The 19,494-nt window shown below is 35.6% G+C and carries 19 protein-coding genes; 9 read left to right on the top strand and 10 right to left on the bottom strand.

The window, feature by feature from the left end; all coding sequences use genetic code 11:
• Positions 1-7: 7 nt before the first annotated feature.
• The 3 genes from ptsI to J3U56_RS08870 all read right to left on the bottom strand — a co-directional run bounded on the left by ptsI (position 8) and on the right by J3U56_RS08870 (position 2,529).
• Entirely contained in the window at positions 8-1,735 is a 1,728-nt protein-coding gene (gene ptsI, locus J3U56_RS08880; protein WP_267334142.1) for a phosphoenolpyruvate-protein phosphotransferase PtsI, read from the bottom strand.
• A 52-nt stretch (positions 1,736-1,787) separates the two neighbouring features.
• Complete coding sequence (gene ptsH, locus J3U56_RS08875; protein WP_065634096.1) at positions 1,788-2,045, bottom strand: phosphocarrier protein Hpr; 258 nt, start codon at positions 2,043-2,045, stop codon at positions 1,788-1,790.
• 139 nt (positions 2,046-2,184) lie between these two features.
• Entirely contained in the window at positions 2,185-2,529 is a 345-nt protein-coding gene (locus J3U56_RS08870) for a hypothetical protein (protein ID WP_267334143.1), read from the bottom strand.
• Between the two features lie 122 nt (positions 2,530-2,651).
• Between J3U56_RS08870 and J3U56_RS08865 the strand changes: the two genes are divergently transcribed.
• A complete protein-coding gene (locus J3U56_RS08865) occupies positions 2,652-3,194 on the top strand; it encodes a UPF0149 family protein (RefSeq protein ID WP_267334144.1) in 543 nt (180 codons plus the stop codon).
• A gap of 33 nt (positions 3,195-3,227) precedes the next feature.
• Positions 3,228-4,553, top strand: a complete 1,326-nt coding sequence (gene pepP / locus J3U56_RS08860) for a Xaa-Pro aminopeptidase (RefSeq protein ID WP_267367395.1) — start codon at positions 3,228-3,230, stop codon at positions 4,551-4,553.
• Positions 4,554-4,641: 88 nt separating this feature from the next.
• On the opposite strand, the gene J3U56_RS08855 is transcribed toward pepP, so the two are convergent.
• Positions 4,642-5,466 carry a TonB family protein gene (locus J3U56_RS08855; RefSeq protein ID WP_267334146.1) on the bottom strand — a complete coding sequence of 275 codons (825 nt, stop codon included), beginning with the start codon at positions 5,464-5,466 and terminating at the stop codon, positions 4,642-4,644.
• A 155-nt stretch (positions 5,467-5,621) separates the two neighbouring features.
• On the opposite strand from J3U56_RS08855, the gene ispB reads away from it, so the two are divergent.
• Both ispB and J3U56_RS08845 read left to right on the top strand, forming a co-directional pair.
• A complete protein-coding gene (ispB, locus tag J3U56_RS08850; protein WP_267334147.1) occupies positions 5,622-6,608 on the top strand; it encodes an octaprenyl diphosphate synthase in 987 nt (328 codons plus the stop codon).
• A gap of 108 nt (positions 6,609-6,716) precedes the next feature.
• Positions 6,717-7,613 carry an EamA family transporter gene (locus J3U56_RS08845; protein WP_267334148.1) on the top strand — a complete coding sequence of 299 codons (897 nt, stop codon included), beginning with the start codon at positions 6,717-6,719 and terminating at the stop codon, positions 7,611-7,613.
• A gap of 75 nt (positions 7,614-7,688) precedes the next feature.
• Here the strand turns inward: J3U56_RS08845 and ffh are convergent, their stop codons facing one another.
• Complete coding sequence (ffh, locus tag J3U56_RS08840; RefSeq protein WP_267348883.1) at positions 7,689-9,056, bottom strand: signal recognition particle protein; 1,368 nt, start codon at positions 9,054-9,056, stop codon at positions 7,689-7,691.
• 185 nt (positions 9,057-9,241) lie between these two features.
• Here ffh and J3U56_RS08835 point away from each other — a divergent pair, with 185 nt between their 5' ends.
• The 5 genes from J3U56_RS08835 (at position 9,242) to galU (ending at position 13,248) form a co-directional block, all read left to right on the top strand.
• The gene (locus J3U56_RS08835) at positions 9,242-9,628 is read left to right on the top strand and encodes a RidA family protein (RefSeq protein WP_267367393.1); all 387 of its coding nucleotides are present in this window, start codon (positions 9,242-9,244) and stop codon (positions 9,626-9,628) included.
• Between the two features lie 255 nt (positions 9,629-9,883).
• Entirely contained in the window at positions 9,884-11,077 is a 1,194-nt protein-coding gene (locus J3U56_RS08830; RefSeq protein ID WP_267344542.1) for an aromatic amino acid transaminase, read from the top strand.
• A 27-nt stretch (positions 11,078-11,104) separates the two neighbouring features.
• Positions 11,105-11,254, top strand: a complete 150-nt coding sequence (locus tag J3U56_RS08825) for an entericidin A/B family lipoprotein (RefSeq protein ID WP_081297505.1) — start codon at positions 11,105-11,107, stop codon at positions 11,252-11,254.
• Positions 11,255-11,323: 69 nt separating this feature from the next.
• Positions 11,324-11,827, top strand: coding sequence for a hypothetical protein (locus J3U56_RS08820; protein WP_267334152.1), 504 nt, complete (start codon positions 11,324-11,326; stop codon positions 11,825-11,827).
• Positions 11,828-12,333: 506 nt separating this feature from the next.
• Positions 12,334-13,248, top strand: coding sequence for a UTP--glucose-1-phosphate uridylyltransferase GalU (galU, locus tag J3U56_RS08815; protein WP_267367391.1), 915 nt, complete (start codon positions 12,334-12,336; stop codon positions 13,246-13,248).
• Positions 13,249-13,460: 212 nt separating this feature from the next.
• On the opposite strand, the gene J3U56_RS08810 is transcribed toward galU, so the two are convergent.
• The 5 genes from J3U56_RS08810 to orn form a co-directional block, all read right to left on the bottom strand.
• On the bottom strand, positions 13,461-14,882 hold the full coding sequence (locus J3U56_RS08810; protein ID WP_267367388.1) for a cation:dicarboxylate symporter family transporter: 1,422 nt from the start codon (positions 14,880-14,882) through the stop codon (positions 13,461-13,463).
• Positions 14,883-15,071: 189 nt separating this feature from the next.
• Entirely contained in the window at positions 15,072-16,403 is a 1,332-nt protein-coding gene (locus tag J3U56_RS08805; protein WP_267348881.1) for a CoA-disulfide reductase, read from the bottom strand.
• 192 nt (positions 16,404-16,595) lie between these two features.
• Complete coding sequence (gene hemH, locus J3U56_RS08800; RefSeq protein WP_267367386.1) at positions 16,596-17,573, bottom strand: ferrochelatase; 978 nt, start codon at positions 17,571-17,573, stop codon at positions 16,596-16,598.
• A gap of 14 nt (positions 17,574-17,587) precedes the next feature.
• Positions 17,588-18,853 carry a lipid IV(A) 3-deoxy-D-manno-octulosonic acid transferase gene (gene waaA / locus J3U56_RS08795; RefSeq protein WP_267334157.1) on the bottom strand — a complete coding sequence of 422 codons (1,266 nt, stop codon included), beginning with the start codon at positions 18,851-18,853 and terminating at the stop codon, positions 17,588-17,590.
• Positions 18,854-18,875: 22 nt separating this feature from the next.
• On the bottom strand, positions 18,876-19,439 hold the full coding sequence (gene orn, locus J3U56_RS08790; RefSeq protein WP_267334158.1) for an oligoribonuclease: 564 nt from the start codon (positions 19,437-19,439) through the stop codon (positions 18,876-18,878).
• Between the last annotated feature and the right edge of the window lie 55 nt (positions 19,440-19,494).

Raw genomic sequence — 19,494 nt, 5'->3', positions numbered from 1 at the left:
TTGTCTCCTAACAAATTTGCTTTTCAGCGGTATAAGTTTGTATTAAATCAAGAATTTCTTTAGCTGTTGCTTTTTCTAATGCTGTATCTGCAAATTTTTTCGCTTCTTGGTAATTAGTATTACGAATTAATTTTTTAATTTTCGGAATAGATACCGCACTCATACTGAATTCATCAAGCCCCATACCAAGTAATAAGATAGTGGCTCTTTCATCACCAGCAAGCTCACCACACATTCCTGTCCATTTACCTTCTTGATGAGACGCATCGATAACTTTCTTAATTAAAGTTAATACCGATGGTGAAAGTGGATTATAAAGGTGTGAAATAAGCTCATTACCACGATCAACGGCTAATGTATATTGTGTTAGATCATTAGTACCAATACTAAAGAAATCAACTTCTTTCGCTAAATGATGTGCAATTACCGCAGCAGCTGGCGTTTCAATCATGACACCAATTTCGATATTTTTATCGAATGCTTTACCTTCTGCATTTAATTGTTCTTTTAGAATATTGATTTCTGATTTTAATAGACGAATTTCTTCAACAGAAATAATCATTGGGAACATAATGCGAAGTTTACCAAATGCTGATGCACGTAAAATAGCGCGCAACTGAGCATGAAGTATTTCTTTTCTATCTAAGCAAATACGAATCGCTCGCCAGCCTAGGAATGGATTCTCTTCTTTTGGAAGATGCATATAAGGAACATCTTTATCACCACCAATATCCATAGTACGGACGATGACAGATAAACCATTAGTGGCTTGTGCTACTTCTTTATACGCTTTAAATTGTTCTTCTTCATCAGGATAACTTTCACGATCCATGAATAAAAATTCAGTACGATAAAGACCAACACCTTCATAACCATTACGTTCTGCACCAGCGATATCGCGTACGGTACCAATATTGCCACAAATTTCCACTTGATGCCCATCAAGGGTAACAGCTGGTAAATCTTTCAATTTAGCGAGTTCTTCTTTGTCGGCAAGATATTTTGCTTGAACTTGTTTTAGCTTTTCTTGAGTTGAATGATCCGGATTGATGTAAATTGCATTGTTGATGGCATCTAAAATTACAAAATCACCTTGTTTGATTTCTTGTGTTGCATTAGATGTCCCCACGATTGCTGGAATTTCTAATGAACGAGCCATGATTGATGTGTGTGAAGTGCGTCCACCTGCATCAGTGATGAAGCCTAACACCATTTCTAAATTTAATTGAGCGGTTTCAGAGGGTGTAAGATCCGTTGCTACTAAAATACAAGGTTGGCTTATTGCACTTAAATCGACAATTTCGATGCCTAAAATATTTTTTAGTAATCGTTTACCAATATCACGAATGTCTGCTGCACGTTCTTTTAGATATTCATCGTCTAAATTTTCAAGCTCTTTTGCTTGTGCTTCAAATACAGATTGTACTGCCGCATCGGCGCTTGAGTGTTTACTTTCGATTCGTGAAATAACTTCTTGTTCAAGATCTTCATCTTCAAGAAGCATAATATGACCTTCAAAGATAGCCGCTTTATCTTCACCTAATGTTGATTTAGCTCGTTCCATGATAGCGTTAAGTTGCTCGCTAGACTTTTGACGAGCTTCTTTAAAACGTTCAATTTCTGCATCGATTTTGTTATCAAGAATTTGTTTATTATTAATAACAATAGGCTCTTCTTTTAATAATAACGCTTTTGCAAAAGCGATACCGGGAGAAACAAGTATACCTGATACCATAACATTTAATCCTTATTCAATTTTAAAACTGTTCATAGCTAATTGGGAGTTATTATTCTAATTCTGGAATTAATTTTACTAGATGATGTACTGCTTCTTTTTCATCTTCGCCTTCAGCAGAAATTGTAATTGTTGTTCCTTGTGTTAATCCTAAAGTTTGTAATTTAAATAAACTTTTAGCACTTGCGCTCTTACCATTGGATGTAACTGTAATTTCAGAGTTAAAGTTTTTTGCTTCTTTGACAAATTGTGCAGCAGGACGGGTATGAAGACCATTCGATGCAGTAATTGTGACATCTTGCTTGTACATAGTTATTTTTACTCCCAAAAATATTATCATTTACGCGAACAATATAAATAAAAACTGCCAGAAACGCCAGTAAGATTTAATATAACTTTGAAACAGTTAATATTATTTTTAGTAATACCTCAAGATTAGTCATATTTTATCAATATTGGTAAATTCGAGTGATCTTATCACTACACTTTTTGAATTCAACTTGCCCATGAACACCATGTTTAATGTTTTCAAAAACGGCCTCTTCGCTACCATCATGCTTTGAAATTTTAATTTCTTGCTCACAGAATGTTTCAAATCGTTGCAGTTCTTGTTCACTCGTTCCTAATTTATAATGGTTTGGTAAATCTTGGCTTTTTACATAGGTATGGGTTTTATCGCGTAGATCGAGAATAATAACACCTTTGTTTGATGACCATGAACTACAGGCTGTTAATGTTAAAGCAAACGTGATAAATAGCAGGGGAAATTTGATGAATAAACTTGCAATGTTCAAAATAATTCCTTTATAAAGCTTGGTAACCTGTTTATTATTTATAACTAGGTATGAATTATATACTAATTATTAGTGAAAGTGCAGGGTGCATTTTATTGACGTGACAAGATCAGGGTGGGGTAATGACTGATACTATTAACTATGACGAATTAAATCGTCAATTAATCGAATGTAACATTGGGATTAATGCTGCTGAATTACATGGTTTTATATCCGGGATTTTAGCGGGTGGTAATCATGATGAAAGTTGGCGTCCATTAGTCAAGGATATGTTAAATAATGGAGAGGCGATTGCAGAACCATTAGAGCAACAAATTAAAAAGCTTTATGATTTAACCAAACAGCAATTTTCTAATGAAAATTTTGAGTTTGAGTTATTACTTAGTGAGCATGATCTGTTTTCGCAGATCGATGAATTAGTTGGTTGGGTTAATCATTTTTTACTGGGAATAGGTTTAGTTCAACCAACGATTAACCGATTAAAAGGTGATGTTGGCGAAGCGATTTATGATTTACGTCAAATAGTCAAGCTTGGTTATGATGAAAATGAGGATCAGCAAGAACTTGGTTTTGCTTTTGAAGAAATTAAAGAGTATGTCCGTATCACCTCAATGTTGTGCTACGATGAATTTAATGAATCAGATATTGTACCGACTATTCATTAATTGGAATAATCATTTCTTTTTAGGATCATTAAAATGATAGATACAGATATTAAAACTGAACTGTGTAATCGTCGTGAAACATTACTTGCTAAAATGGCAACCAATAGTGTGGCACTTTTCTTTGCAGCGCCAGAAGTTGTTCGAAGTAACGATACGCATTACCCTTATCGGCAAAATAGTGATTTTTTGTATTTTACTTGTTTTAATGAGCCAGAAGCGGTTTTTGTAGTAATTAAACAACATGATAATCAGGCACGTTATGTCTTATTTAATCGAAAAAAAGATCCTTTAGCTGAAACATGGACCGGTTATCGTTTAGGGCAAGCGCTTGCTTTAGACACAGTTTGGGTGGATGAGGCTTATTGTTTTGACAGCATTAATGCTAATTTACCAAAAATCTTGAAGGGAAAAGATATCGTTTATTATGCCGATGAGCAGTATCAATACGCGGATAAGATTATTAAAAAAGCATTACGAGCTTTAATCAAAGAAGGTAAATCCACTGGTTTAAAACCAATTTCAATCAGTGATTGGCGGCCTGTTGTGCATAAAATGCGAATGTTTAAATCAGATTTTGAGATAAATATTTTACGGCAGGCTTGTGATATCAGTGCTCAAGCTCACCGAAGGGCTATGCAAAAATGTAAGCCAAACTTGTATGAGTATCACTTAGAGGCAGAAATTTTATATGAATTCGCGTGTCATGGTGCCCGATATCCTGCTTATAATACTATTGTTGGAAGCGGTAATAATGGCTGTATCTTACACTATGAAAATAATAGTGCACCATTGAAAGAGGGTGATTTGGTACTCATTGATGCGGGATGTGAGTATCAGCATTATGCGGGTGATATTACGCGAACATTCCCTATAAACGGTAAATTTAGTCAGGCTCAACGTGAAATTTATGATATTGTTCTGGCATCACAATATGCCGCAATTAAGCTCTTAAAACCCGGAAACTCAATTAACCAAGTTAATCAGACCGTGATTAAAATTATGGTCGAGGGATTGGTAAAATTAGGTATTATGCAAGGCGATGTGGATAAATTGATCGCTGATAAGGCGTATACTGAATTTTATATGCATGGTTTAGGGCATTGGTTAGGCATTGATGTTCACGATGTAGGAAGTGATCGCCTTTATCTTTTAAAACCAGGTATGGTGTTGACTGTTGAACCAGGATTATATATTAACCAAAATACCGATGTACCTGATCAATATAAAGGGATTGGGATTCGTATTGAAGATAATATTTTAATTACTTCATCGGGTAACGAAGTGCTCACTTCTGCTGTACCTAAAGAGCCTAGTGAAATTGAAAAGCTGATGGCCAATAAAGCATCGGTTATTGAGTGATAAAAAGTGCCATAATCATTGTTTAAAAAGATTATGGCTTTTAGTTTAATTATTGTTAATGAATTGTATATAGTCTAGCGTTTGATTATTAGTCTAAATTAATTGATTTATCCCGATTAAATACAATTTTGATTTTTAAATTTTGTGCAGCAATAGGTTTGTATTTCCATGTCTTCATGGCATTAATTACCGATCGGTTAAAAATATTATTGGGTTGCGCTTCAATAATTCTGATATTTTCAACACGCCCTTCGCTATTAACATCAAACATAGCAATGACATATCCTTCTAAACGCATATCGAGTGCTCGTCTAGGGTATTCTGGTTGATTTCGACTAATTGGAGAAGCGCTTGCCGAATATTGGCGATTATCCGATATTTTAGGTGCGACCGAAGTGCTAGCCATATTTTCACTTGCAACTTCTTGTCTAACTTGTTGTTGTGATGATTTTTGTGTCGGTTGTGGTTTTTTCTTTGGTTTGGGTTGTGGCTTTACCACCTCTTTTTCAGGTGTGATAACTGGTTTATCCGGTATTTTAACGGGTTCTGGCTCTGGTTTTTTTTCTTCAATAACTTCTGGCTCAACAACTGGTTCTACTGGTGTTTCTTCAATAGGTTTATTGTCGATAACATCACTGTTATTGTCACCTTTTATTTCAGGTTTGTCTTCAACTAAAGATTGTTCAGGCGCTGCTAATTGTGATAAATCAACCATCACAGCTTTGATTGAGTTGTCTCCTTCTTCAACAATGATATCTTTGGCAAATAGTGCAGAGCTAAATAATAAGGCGAATAAGCATAAGTGTGAAGCGACCGAAAGGGAGGTAAATAAATAAGTACCTTTCGGCTTTTTCTGAGCAACAATTTGCGGATCTTTTTCAGTATTGATATCAATATCAAAGTTAATCTTCATAACAATTATCATTTTTTACTTAAGGATGGCATTTTAAATGAAAATGCTTATCATTTGTAGTTTTTTTTTAAAGATGATATATCAATAACTTGTTGCACAAAAAGATTTATCAGATAATAGTCAATAAATTTCTATTGTTTTTAGCGGTTAGGCTGATGAATAATCCATCAATGAATCAAATTCTCGATCTTATAAAAGATGACTTAGTAAAAGTTAACGCAGCAATACAGGCAGAGCTTAGCTCTGATGTCGCTTTAATTAATCAATTAGGTAATTATATTATTAGCAGCGGCGGCAAACGTATTCGCCCTGTTATCGCATTATTAATTGCTAAGGCGCTTAATTATCAGGGCGATAAACACATTATTGCTGCTGCTTTTATTGAATTCATTCATACAGCGACATTGCTACATGACGATGTGGTTGATGAATCTGATTTACGACGTGGAAAATCAACCGCTAATGCACTTTTTGGTAATGCCGCTAGCGTATTAGTTGGCGATTATATCTATACGCGATCATTTCAAATGATGGTACGCACCGAATCGTTTAAAGTGTTGACTATCATGTCAGCGGCAACAAATGTTATTGCTGAAGGTGAAGTGCAACAGTTAATTAATTGTAATGATCCAAACATTACTAAAGAGCAATATTTGGAAGTTATTTATCGCAAAACCGCGCGTTTATTTGAAGCCACCTCCCATTCTGCTGCGGTATTAGCTGGCGCTAATGAGCAGCAAGAATTAGCCTTGCAAGAGTATGGTAAATTTTTAGGTACCGCATTTCAAATTATTGATGACCTATTGGACTATAGTGCTGATAGTAATCAAAAATTGGGTAAAAATTTAGGTGATGATCTTAATGAAGGTAAACCAACATTACCGTTGTTACATGCTATGCATAATGCTGGCAACAGTGATGATGCTGAATTAATTCGTCAAGCTATTTTACAAGGTAATGGGCGACATTTGTTAGATCGTATTTTACAGATTATGCAAGACTGTGGATCTCTCGAATTTACGTTACAAACTGCACAGCAGGAGGCCCAAAAAGCCTTTGATGTTATTGCAATTTTACCTGATTCACCTTACAAAAAAGCGCTGCAAGATCTTGCTTTGCTATCTGTTAAAAGAGAAAACTAAGCTGACTGAGCATGTTTGTGTTTGATGCTGAGCAGCATCGTTTTCTTTAAACTGTTTGATATTCACTATTTGAATAATCATTGTCAAATTTTGTCAGAGTAATACTTTATGTTTAACCGTACTTGGCCTGTTTTTTTAATATTTATTTCGATGATTTCGGTTCAAGGTAGTGCATCTATGGCGAAATACTTGTTCCCTGTACTTGGTCCAGAAGGGATGACCGCTTGGCGACTGACTTTTTCATCAGTTATGTTATCGATTATCTTCAAGCCTTGGCGTAAACCAATAACCAAACAAGCTTTCAAATATATTTTTTGCTATGGTGTTGCAATGGGCTGTATGAATTTGAGCTTTTATAATGCTATTGCTCGTATTCCGTTAGGTATTGCTGTTGCCATTGAATTAACCGGTCCTATTATGGTAGCGATGTTTTCTGGCCGTCGTTTGACTGATTTTGTCTGGTTAGCCATTGCGGTTGTCGGGTTAGCGATGTTATTACCGATTCATCAAGCATCCAATGATTTAGATCCGATGGGTATTTTGTTGGCATTATCCGCCGGTGCATGTTGGGCATGTTATATACTCTTTGGGCGTCAATCAGGTGCTATTCACGGTTCATCAAGTGTTGCAATTGGATCTATTATTGCGTCATTTTTACTATTTCCAATTGGTGTGTGGCAAAGTGGCAGTGCTATGTTTTCGATAGACTTATTACCGTTAGTTTTTGTCGTTTCTTTATTAGCGTCGGCTATACCTTATGCCTTAGATATGGTTGCACTACCAAGGTTACCGGCTCAAACATTTAGTACGCTAATGAGTTTATCGCCAGTATTTGCAGCATTTTCAGGTTTGATAGTGTTGCATGAGCAATTAACTCATTATCAATGGTTTGCTATTGGGTTAATTATTATCTCATCAATAGGAACCGTATTGGCGATGAATCGACCGGCTAAGATTAAATCGATCAAGCCAGTCATTAACTCAGAAAACACATCGCAAAACTAATATTGGGTGCGATGTGTTGTTTAGATTAGAAAATTGAATAGGTTAGACGCAATTATATATTGCAATAATTGCGCATTAGCGTCTTGGTAAGCCCATTCCCCCGCCCATAAGTCCTTTCATTTGGCGCATCATTTTCATCATGCCGCCGCCTTTCATCTTCTTCATCATTTTTTGCATATCTTCAAACTGTTTTAATAGTTTGTTAACATCTTGCACTTGCGTACCCGAACCATTAGCAATACGACGTTTACGCGATCCTTTAATAATTTCAGGATTGGCGCGTTCTTTTAGTGTCATCGATCCAATAATGGCTTCCATTTTAATTGTAATTTTGTCATCCATTTGAGCTTTGATATGGTCTGGTAATTGACCAACACCCGGTAGTTTAGCCAACATGGCGCCCATTCCACCCATATTACGCATCTGCTTGAGTTGATCTTGGAAGTCGTTAAAATCGAATTTGTCCCCCTTTTTGAGTTTTTTAGCAATTTTTTCTGCTTTTTCTCGATCGACATTGCTTTGTAACTCTTCAATCAGAGAAATCACATCGCCCATGCCTAAAATTCGAGAGGCAATACGGTCAGGATAAAATGGTTCTAAAGCATCAGTTTTTTCACCCATGCCTAAGAATTTAATTGGTTTACCTGTAATATGCCGAATTGATAACGCAGCACCGCCACGTGCGTCACCATCGACTTTGGTTAAAATAACACCGGTTAACGGCAGAGCCTCATCAAAAGCTTTAGCTGTATTAGCGGCATCTTGACCCGTCATCGCATCAACCACAAATAGGGTTTCAATTGGATTAATTGCTTGATGTAGTGCTTTGATTTCGTCCATCATGTCATTATCGACATGTAAACGGCCTGCGGTATCGACAATCAGCACATCAAAGAATTGTAATTTAGCATGGTTAATTGCTTTATTAACAATATTGACTGGTTTTTCGTTAATATCGGAAGGAAAAAATTCAACATCAATCGCTTTAGCTAAGGTTTCTAATTGTTTAATCGCAGCAGGACGATAGACATCGGCAGAAACGACGAGTACTTTCTTTTTCTGTTTTTCTTTTAAAAACTTCGCTAATTTCGCGACGCTGGTCGTTTTACCTGCACCTTGTAAACCCGCCATTAAAATCACAGCTGGGGGTTGGGTTGCCAAATTCAGTGAGCTATTGACTTCACCCATGGCACTAGTGAGTTCATCTTGGACTATTTTGATAAACTCTTGGCCTGGTGTTAGACTTTTACTAACATCTAAGCCGACAGCTTTTTGTTTAACTTGATTTATAAACTCACGAACAACAGGCAAAGCAACATCGGCCTCAAGTAATGCCATGCGCACATCACGTAGTGCTTCTTTAATATTATCTTCAGACAGACGCCCACGCCCACTGATATTGCGAAATGTCTGTGATAAACGGTCGGTTAAATTCTCAAACATGTTAACTCTCAATAAATAAAAAAATTATGTTTATCATAGCAGAAATTTGTCAGAAGTCCCACGATCATAATCAAGTACAAACTTGACAGTAAATTAGGTTACTGTTGAAATGGCAATAGACAATATAAATGAATGTATTGAGATGAATGATTAACCAGACAAGATGAAAAAGGAGGAAATCAAACATGGTAAAAAAAGTGATTAGTACCGATAAAGCGCCTGCTGCAATTGGTCCATATGTTCAAGGGGTTGATTTAGGTAATATGTTATTTGCATCTGGGCAAATTCCACTCGATCCTGTTACTGGTCAAATGGCAACGTCTATTGAGGAACAAACCAAACAAAGTTTAGCTAATGTTAAAGCAATTGTGACAGTTGCGGGTTATCAGATCAATAATATTGTCAAGACAACTATATTTTTAGCAGATATGAATGATTTTGCCGCAGTGAATGCTATTTATGAGTCATTTTTTACTGAGAACAATGCGGCATTTCCGGCACGCTCTTGTGTACAAGTAGCTAAAATACCTAAAGATGCAAAAGTAGAAATTGAAGTGATTGCTGTTAAATAGGCGTGACATATTCTGTTAGCACCATAAAGTGCTAATGCTTACGATAAATAAACTATAACTAATAGATTGAGCTAATTGCGTATAGATTGGTCTATTTTTATAGTTTAAAAATAATATATTTTGCCTTTATTTACTCAGTAAATATCACTCTAATTATTTGTTGTTAAACTTTTATTTAGTGATTGATTGACAATTAAGTTGATGTAATAATCTACAACTATTAGTCAGTGTTGATTGTGTTAGTAGGTAGTCAATATGTTTGAAAAAATCGATTCGTATGCGGGCGATCCAATTTTATCTTTGGTCGCAGAATTTAATAATGATAATAGAGAAAACAAGACCAATTTAAGTATTGGCTACTATTATGATGAAAACAGTGTCGTCCCACAATTATCATGTATTAAAGCTGCTCGCGATTATATCTATCAGCATAATCAAGGTGCGCAACTTTATTTACCGATGAGTGGATTGCCTGCTTATTGTCAAGCTATTCAAGTTTTGCTTTTTGGTGAAAATCACAGCGCTTATAAAGATAAGCGAATTGCAACTATTCAAACACTAGGTGGATCGGGTGCATTAAAAATTGGTGCCGATTTCTTATATCGCTATTTTCCAGATTCTCAGGTTTGGGTAAGTGATCCTACTTGGGAAAATCATATTGCCATTTTTAGTGGGGCAGGTTTTAAGGTCAATCAATACCCTTATTTCGATGATAAAACCTGTGGCGTAAAATTTGATGCTATGCTTCAATCTTTAGACCAATTACCGGCTAAAAGCATTGTTTTACTGCATCCTTGCTGCCATAACCCAACAGGTGCTGATTTAACGCACGATCAATGGGATAAAGTCATAGCAGTTTTAAAAAATCGAGATTTAATCCCTTTTATGGATATTGCTTATCAAGGCTTTGGTGAAAATATTGACGATGATGCATATGCGCTTCGAAAGGCCGCAGAAGTAGGATTGTGTGGACTTATCAGTAACTCTTTTTCTAAAACATTTTCCCTTTATGGTGAGCGAGTTGGTGGTTTGTCGGTTTTATGTGATAATAGCCAAGTCGCAAGTCATGTGCTTGGGCAACTTCAAGCGACCGTTCGTCGTAATTATTCAAGTCCAGCAGCTTATGGCGCACATCTTGTGTCTTATGTTTTAAATAATAATGATCTTAAAGCGTTATGGTTCAAAGAAGTGGCATCAATGCGTAATCGTATTGTGACAATGCGATCAACCTTAGTTGAATTATTAAAAAACAAATCGTTAGACCGTAATTTTGATTATTTAGTTAAACAACGTGGTATGTTTAGTTACACTGGATTTACCCAAAATCAAGTTACACAATTAAAAGATAACTTTGCTGTTTATTTGGTGGGCAGCGGAAGAATGTGTGTGGCTGGGTTAAATCACCATAACATTCATCGTGTGGCAGAAGCATTTGCTACACTAAAATAACAATGTAAATAATGAAAGGAGTATCAAATGTTGCAAAAAATGTTAATTATTGTGTTCGGTCTTGTAATGACAACATTAGTTACTGGATGTAATACAGTAAATGGTGTAGGTAAAGATGTGCAATCTGGCGGTAAAGCTATTTCAAATACTGCTGAAAAAGTTAGCGATAAAATGTAAATAAGACAAAGTAGTCTATTTGCAAGGTAAATGTGAAAACGGTTATTTTGTGAATATACTTAAGTAAAAATGAAGCGTCTTATTATTTTCGTCGTGTTTTTTTTACTTGTTGGGTGTGGTTCATTAAATTTTCGAACTGCACCCTCAGTTATGCATAATTGCCAATACTCAACTCGCGCAGGCGTTGAGTTTTCGTTAAATTTACTTCCTTCCAATAAAAAAAGTTACCAATCAATTTATATCGCTCAAAGTCGTGCTAGTAAGCATTTATCTTCAAGTTATGCAGGTATAAAAGGCAAGCTAACCGATCAGATTTTTACACGTGATTATCCTAAGGAAACTTTTTGGCGAACACAAAGTTTATTAGATAGGGCTACCTTGTATGATGACGGTTACGATGATCTTTATATTAGCCCTGCACAAAAACAAGAACGCGATCGCAAAGCAAAATTTGTTGTTAGACAAGCAGTTTTACAAAATTGCCAAATTGTTTATATTGCTATTGATTCTTTAGCCAAAGATAAAGATAACCCTTTATTAATTGAGTCTAATGAGATATCGATAAATAAATAGGCATTATATGAGAGAACAAAATTCATTGCGATATTCGTTAATCGCCTGGTAATAGGTTTTGCTTGGTTGATCTTATACTATTGTATTTGGATAATTTTTGTGAAATTCAGTCGCACTTTTGCTTTATATTGGTCATCTAATTCCCTTATTGGTTGTGGTTGGATTTTTTCGCTAGCATCTAATGGCGATTTATTCTTATTTAAGATATACGATAGTGTTGTTTATTGCTTGTTAAGCTGAAATAACCTATTGCTAATTTTGTTTAATATTTTTAGATTAATCTAAGATGTTTTATTGATATCTAATACCGTTCTGGCTGATTTTGTATTACAATCTAAAACCAAATTGGCTTATCTAATACCGAATTTTGTAGCAATAATTTATTAGAGTATTTTGATTACTTGTATGCTAAAGTTTATACCAATCAAAAATACCTTTGTTAATGGACGTTATAGTAATTACAGCTATAACAGCGTTGTCAGTTAATTTGTTTTTAAGGAAATAAAATGACACTAAATTTTGAACCATCAGTAAATGGAAAAGTAAAAAAAGCCGTTATCCCTGTTGCAGGGCTGGGTACTCGCATGTTGCCTGCGACTAAAGCCATCCCTAAAGAAATGCTGCCTGTTGTGGATAGACCGCTTATTCAATATGTCGTTAAAGAGTGTATAGCCGCTGGAATCACAGAAATTATTTTTGTAACGCACTCATCAAAAAATTCTATCGAAAATCATTTTGATACAAGTTTTGAATTAGAAGCTATGCTAGAAGCCCGAGTTAAACGTCAATTACTCCAAGAAGTGCAAGGTATTTTGCCAAAAAATGTGACGATAACCAGTGTTCGTCAAGGCTTAGCTAAAGGGCTTGGTCATGCAGTATTATGCGCTTACCCTTTAGTTGGCGATGAGCCATTTGCGGTCGTGTTACCGGATGTAATTATTGATGAATATGATAGTGATCTTAGCACAGACAATTTAGCAGCGATGATTAGTAACTATCAAGAAACCAAACGTAGTCAAATCATGGTCGAACCAGTGCCAAAAGAGTTAGTCTCTTCTTATGGTATTGTCGATTGCCGTGGTGAAGCGCTATTAGCAGGCAATACTGCTCAGATGTATAGTGTAGTTGAAAAACCGACCATTGACGCTGCGCCTTCTAATCAATCAGTTGTCGGACGATATGTATTATCTGAAAAAATCTGGCCATTACTTGCTAAAACGCCTTTAGGAGCTGGTGGTGAAATTCAATTAACCGACGCTATTGCAATGTTACTAGAAGAAGATCCGGTTGATGCTTATTGTATAAAAGGTCGTAGCCATGATTGCGGTAATAAATTAGGTTATGTTCAAACTTTTGTGCAATACGCAATGCGTCACAAAAGTTTAGGTAATGATGTAAAAGCTTGGCTTAAAACGCTTTAATGTTTTTACTGTCATTAATCGATTATAAGAAAGGTGCATTTCGCACCTTTTTTATTTTGAATTTATTAATTGAGATGTACACAATTTGTAGATTTTCAATCTAAATGATTATTTGTAATCTACTCCACTTTACCATTAGTGTAATTTGTTAAAATATTGATTGTGTTTATCTCAGCTGACATTTAGCTTACTATTTAATAATAGCAACCTAATTAGGCATCTGTTGATTCATTTTCAAGTGTCACATTAGGATCATTATATACGTTCAAGTCCATCAAACCTACTTCACGATCAGTGGCAATCGCCGCGGTCATTGCGCCAGATACATTGGCTAAAGTTCTGGCCATATCAATAATTGGATCAACAGCAAGGACCATACCAATCAACGGAAAATACTCAGCCATGCCCATTCCAGATAATACGACAGTTGCCGCAACGGTTGCGGTACCAGGAATACCCGCAATACCGATTGAACCAATCACAACGACAATCACTAACATAATATAAAATTGAATATTAGTATCAATACCAACCATATGTGCAACCATGACTGCGAGTAATGCTGGAAAGAAGCCAGCACAGCCGTTCATCCCCATTGTACTACCAAGCGAGCAGACTAAATTAGCTGTACCGGTATTAACCCCCATTCTGACAGTTAATGTAGAAATTGTCATAGGTAATGTGCCAACAGATGACCGGCTGGTAAAGGCTAATAGCCATGTACCCAACGCTTTTTTGATAAATGTTATTGGTGATATACCATGCGTTAATACAATAGCAATATGCACAATTAGCATAATTAAGGTCGCAACATAAATGGCAACGACAAAACTGGAAACTTGAATAATAGCCGGTATACCATTCGAAATGATGGTACGGGCAAGTAAAGCTATTACCGCGTAAGGCATGTATTTTATTACTGTCATAGCAATTGACATGACAATTTTGTATAGCGCTTCGATAAATGTTTTAAATAGTTCGATTGGTTTAGGATTTTTCTTTTCCATTCGATTGGCAGCAAGTCCCATCAAAGCAGAAAAGATGACTAAACCAACAATATTTTCTTTAACCATTGAGGCGATAATGTTACTGGGTATTAGGTTGATAAACGTATCAATTATATTGGTATATTGTTTTGCTTGAGCTTGAAGTTCTGATGCTTTGCTCATTTCACCGAGGGAAAATAGGTTGGCAAGTATAATACCCACCAAACAAGCGATAGCCGTAGTAAAGAGTAACCAAAAGATACCTCTAAAAGCAATCTGAGGTAGATTGTCTTTTCCGGAGAAATCAATGATGACTTTAACGATGGATACAAAGATGAGTGGAATAACTAGCATACGAATAAAGGCAATAAATGCACGCCCAAAAAGACCATACCATGTTGCTGTTTCTTGCATCCAAACACTTGATGTATCAGGAAATCCAGCAGCAGCTTGGATGCCTAAACCAAGTACTGCGCCAAGTATTAATCCGACTAACATACGAATCGAAAAATTGACTTTTCGGTTTTGTAATGGCCTCATTACAGCAAAAAAGCAGACAAGTAAAAGTCCAATTCCAATTAAGGTTTGGTAATGAGTTATGGATAAGAACTTTTCAAAAAAAGTTCCTTGAAAAATGGCATCTGACATAGTTGAACCTCGCCTTTGCTGATAAATTTAATTATCAAATAAAAAATGTAAATATATCGGTTATAAAATAAATTTCTGATTTAATTAATCTATCAATGGGTATATTTCAGTATTGTGTTTACTTTAATTGAATATTAATCGCTAATTTGCAATATAGTTGTTCGATAACCCTGATTGATTATGTATTCGCTATTTTGCGATGGATCCTGCGATATTTAAAACATCCCATGGCCTAGAAAAAGGAGGAGCATATAAAAAATCCAACATAGTTAATTCATCAATGGTCATTTTTGCCCATATTGCTGTTGCTAACACATTGACTCTTAACGCTGCTCCAACCCCCCCGGCAATTTGTCCACCTAAAATAATACGAGTTTCGGCATGATAAATTAGTTTAGCGGTTATGCTGGTTTGCCCAGCAACGTAGTTGCTATGGTTTTTATCTTTTACTACAACGGTTTTATAGGCAATGGCTGCTTTTTTAGCATCATTTTCTGTAATACCTGTTCGACCAGCTTCAATATCAAACACTTTTAATGCTGATGTACCTAAGGTTCCAGGAAATTGACAGTGTCCGCCGGCTAAATTTTCACCTACAACTTTGCCAAGTTTATTTGCTCCGGTCGCTAATGGAATATAGACCATATCATGGCTAACCTTGTGATAAAGTGCGGCACAATCGCCTGCTGCATAGATGTCACAAATATTGGTTTGGCCTAACGCATCAGTAATAATTGCACCATTTTTTAAGGTACTAATCCCTAAATTGTTATAAATGCTGCTATTGGGTTTTACACCTGTTGCAATAATAACCATATCGGCTGGGTACTGGTCTTTATCGGTTATCACGTGGGTGACTTTATCTTGTCCACCAAAACCTAGTACTTTTTCTTGTAAATGTAAATCGCAATATTGCTTGATATTTTCAGCTATGATATCGGTAATTTGCGCATCGAATGCATCAACTAATACTCTATCATCCAATTGAATCAACTTAACTTTTTTGTTTAATGCAACAAGTGATTCGACCAATTCTAGTCCAATATAACCAGCTCCAACCACAATAATATTGTTAACTTGAGCATCATTTAGCGTTTTTTTAATTGCTTGACCATCATAGAGATCACGAAGTGTAAAAATATTTTTGAGTTTATCATTTGAAAATGGTGGAATGATTGGACTTGCACCCACCGCTAAAAGTAATTTGTCGTAAGTGTCTTCAAAACAGTGTCCATTAGTCAGATCTTTTATCTTCAATTTTTTAGATAGAGTATCTATTGCAACAACTTCATGAAGAATTTTTATGTCAATACCGTCTTTTTCGAACTGTTGGGGTGTTCGTGATATCATTTCGTTGGCATCACTAAAGTGATCACCAATAAAGTAGGGTAAACCACAAGCACCAAACGATACGATATCGGATTTTTCATAAATACGGATAGTTGCCTCGGGATTGATTCTTTTAGCTTTTGCTGCGGCACTTGCTCCAGCTGCTTGAGCACCGATAATAATTATTTTCATCTATTTTTCCTTACTGCTAATAATATTGATATTTATTATCCTACCACACGTTAAATCAAATATTGTTGGCCGCTCATTATTTCGCATTAATTGTAATCAATTTCGAATTTATAATTGAAGCATATATGCGTTTTAAGTGATTAGCCTTTTGATTAGTGGTTATGATTAATGTTTAACATTATGTCGACTAATTTAGGTTAAAGGATAGGTTTTATCACAATTAACCAAACTTTTTATTAATTCAATATGTAAACGAGAATCATTTAGTGCTGGAATATAATAGAATTGTTTACCACCAGATTGTAGAAATATTTGCCGATTTTCATCATCGATTTCGTATAGGGTTTCAATACAATCAGCGGAAAAGCCAGGGCACATGACTTGTACATGTTTGATACCAGTATTCGCTAGATTTTGTAGGATATCACTGGTGTTAGGTTCGACCCATTTTCCTTTACCAAATTTCGATTGATAAGCCATCTGAATTGATAAATCAAGACCACTTTGATGACATTTTTTTATCAATAATTCGGTAGTGAGTTGACAACGCTCAATATAATCTTCTTGACGTCTTTTGCGGTAACGTTCAGGAATACCATGATAAGAAAGTAGTAATACTTCCGGCTTTCCATTTTTTAAAATTGCCTGTTCAATTTGTGTATAAAGCGCGTGAATATAACATGGATTGTCAGCATAATCGCGAATATAGTTAATATTATTAAAATGACTATCACGTTTAATCATCTGTTTTAATTTATCCAATACTGCAAGCGTTGTCGTGGTAGAGTATTGTGGGAACAAGGGTAATACAGTAATTTTATTGCATGATTTAAGATTATTGAGTGCCGACTGCATATCGGGTTGAGCATAAGTCATTGCCAGCTCGCAGTAAGTTTCTGGTAGCTCATGTTGTAACTTGTCACATAATAATTGACTGTAGTGGAGTAAAGGCGAGCAGTTATTGACCCATATTTTTTTATAGTGATTTATAATATAGGGAACACGTTTGGGTAATATTAGATATTTTAAAATGGGATACCATAACAAATAAGGCAAATCGACCACATGCTTGTCCAATAAAAACTCTGTTAAATATTGTTTTATTGCATCTGGTGTTAATTTGCTAGGTGTGCCTAGATTCACTAATAATAAGCCTTGTTTTTTATCCACAAATCACCCTTCGATTAACAAAGATAATGGTTAATAATAGCAAGTAACTTAGCTAAAGCACCTTGATTTTGTTTTAACACATAGTGTGCTTTTTCGCCAATTTGCTTGCAGTGAGTTGGGTTAGTTAATAAATTATCAACGAATAAAGCCAATTTATTGGCTGAACTATCACTAATAATCATTGCATTATCAGCAATGAGCTGTTCACAAATAACGTTGAAATTAAAATAGTGCTCTCCGCTGATAATAGGAATATGGTGTAAAGCGGGTTCTAATGGATTATGTCCACCGTGTTTGACGAAACTACCTCCAACTACGGCAATATCGGCAATACCATAAAGCACCATTAACTCTCCCATTGTATCGCCTAAAATTATTTGTGTTTGGGGCGTTGGTATTTGTTGATTACTGCGTTTGATGTAATTAAAACCTTCATCATTAATTAACTTTTCAACAGTATTAAAACGTTCAGGATGACGGGGTACTAAAATTAATAAAAGATTAGCGTGTTTTTGCAGTAATAGTTTAAAAGCAGATAAGATAATTTCATCTTCACCAGTATGTGTACTTGCTGCAATTAATACCGGTCGATTTAATTGCCATTGTTGTTTTAATGCGATTATTTGTTGTTGCTGTTGATTTGTTAAGTTGATATCAAACTTGATACTGCCGGTGATGGACAAATGTTCTTTTGGCAAGCCTAGCGATATAAAACGCTCGCCATCTTGGTGATTTTGTACCGCGACAGTACTAATTTTAGCCAATAAGTGGCTAATCGTTTTTCCTAACTTAGCATACCTTTTAGCCGATCGCTCTGACAACCTAGCATTGGCAATAATCACTGGGATATGGCGTTTATAGCACTGGGATATCAAATTGGGCCAAAGTTCTGTTTCCATAATAATCACCAATTTAGGTGATACGATTTTAAGAAATCGATGTAATGCACAAGGTAGATCGTAAGGCAAATAGACATGGCTGACACTATCTTTTAATAATGATTTTACTTGTTCTGAACCCGTTGGCGTCATTGTAGTAACAGTAATAGGTAAATCGGGATATCGCTGCTGTAACGCTTTTACTAGCGGAATGGCGGCAATGGTTTCACCAACAGATACGGCATGAACTAAAATGCCATTTGGTTTGACTTTGTGTTTACAAAAACCATAGCGTTCTAACCAACGTTTGCGATAAGCTGGTGCTTTACGGCTACGCCACAGTAATTTTATCCATATTAATGGTTGGATAATATATAACAGGACATTATATAGAATTTGCATAACAATTATCCAACATGTCTAATTATTGGGTTACATTAAAAAAATACTTACGATAATAAGTAAGTTCAGCAATTGAGTCGCGTATATCATCAAGCGCTTGGTGTGTACTTTGTTTACTTATTCCTTTTAATATCTCAGGTTTCCAACGTTTGGCTAACTCTTTAATAGTGCTGACATCTAAATAACGATAATGAAAGTAACGTTCTAAATTAGGCATGTAATTAAATAAAAAACGACGATCTTGTGCAATAGTATTGCCACAAATGGGGGAGCAGTTTTCTGGTACCCATTGTTTTAAAAATTCGATGGTTTGTTGTTCTGCTTGCTGTTCATTGATTTGACTTTGACGAACGCGTTCAATTAAACCTGATTTTCCATGGGTATTTTTGTTCCAATCGTCCATCAGCGCCAGTTGTTCATCGGATTGATGTACGGCAATAACAGGACCTTCAGCAACAATGTTGAGATCTGAATCAGTCACAATTGTGGCGATTTCGATGATGCGATCAACAGTGGGATTCAGACCTGTCATTTCAAGGTCAATCCAGATAAGATTATTACTGTTAACTTGTGATGATGTAGTCATAATATGTCATAGAAATTTTCTTTTTAATGCTGACTAGTGTAGCATAACTGTCAAA

The organism is Gilliamella sp. B2824 (assembly GCF_026536245.1).
GTDB lineage: Bacteria > Pseudomonadota > Gammaproteobacteria > Enterobacterales > Orbaceae > Gilliamella.
The sequence above is the reverse complement of the archived record's forward strand: the minus strand, read 5'-3'. Positions and strand labels throughout refer to the sequence as shown.

Bases quoted from the DNA above. Each gene is read 5' to 3' on its own strand.
- ptsI (WP_267334142.1), bottom strand. From the start codon at position 1,735: ATGGTATCAGGTATACTTGTTTCTCCCGGTATCGCTTTTGCAAAAGCG.
- ptsH (WP_065634096.1), bottom strand. From the start codon at position 2,045: ATGTACAAGCAAGATGTCACAATTACTGCATCGAATGGTCTTCATACC.
- J3U56_RS08865 (WP_267334144.1), top strand. From the start codon at position 2,652: ATGACTGATACTATTAACTATGACGAATTAAATCGTCAATTAATCGAA.
- pepP (WP_267367395.1), top strand. From the start codon at position 3,228: ATGATAGATACAGATATTAAAACTGAACTGTGTAATCGTCGTGAAACA.
- J3U56_RS08855 (WP_267334146.1), bottom strand. From the start codon at position 5,466: ATGAAGATTAACTTTGATATTGATATCAATACTGAAAAAGATCCGCAA.
- ispB (WP_267334147.1), top strand. From the start codon at position 5,622: ATGAATAATCCATCAATGAATCAAATTCTCGATCTTATAAAAGATGAC.
- J3U56_RS08845 (WP_267334148.1), top strand. From the start codon at position 6,717: ATGTTTAACCGTACTTGGCCTGTTTTTTTAATATTTATTTCGATGATT.
- ffh (WP_267348883.1), bottom strand. From the start codon at position 9,056: ATGTTTGAGAATTTAACCGACCGTTTATCACAGACATTTCGCAATATC.
- J3U56_RS08835 (WP_267367393.1), top strand. From the start codon at position 9,242: ATGGTAAAAAAAGTGATTAGTACCGATAAAGCGCCTGCTGCAATTGGT.
- J3U56_RS08830 (WP_267344542.1), top strand. From the start codon at position 9,884: ATGTTTGAAAAAATCGATTCGTATGCGGGCGATCCAATTTTATCTTTG.
- J3U56_RS08825 (WP_081297505.1), top strand. From the start codon at position 11,105: ATGTTGCAAAAAATGTTAATTATTGTGTTCGGTCTTGTAATGACAACA.
- J3U56_RS08820 (WP_267334152.1), top strand. From the start codon at position 11,324: ATGAAGCGTCTTATTATTTTCGTCGTGTTTTTTTTACTTGTTGGGTGT.
- galU (WP_267367391.1), top strand. From the start codon at position 12,334: ATGACACTAAATTTTGAACCATCAGTAAATGGAAAAGTAAAAAAAGCC.
- J3U56_RS08810 (WP_267367388.1), bottom strand. From the start codon at position 14,882: ATGTCAGATGCCATTTTTCAAGGAACTTTTTTTGAAAAGTTCTTATCC.
- J3U56_RS08805 (WP_267348881.1), bottom strand. From the start codon at position 16,403: ATGAAAATAATTATTATCGGTGCTCAAGCAGCTGGAGCAAGTGCCGCA.
- waaA (WP_267334157.1), bottom strand. From the start codon at position 18,853: ATGCAAATTCTATATAATGTCCTGTTATATATTATCCAACCATTAATA.
- orn (WP_267334158.1), bottom strand. From the start codon at position 19,439: ATGACTACATCATCACAAGTTAACAGTAATAATCTTATCTGGATTGAC.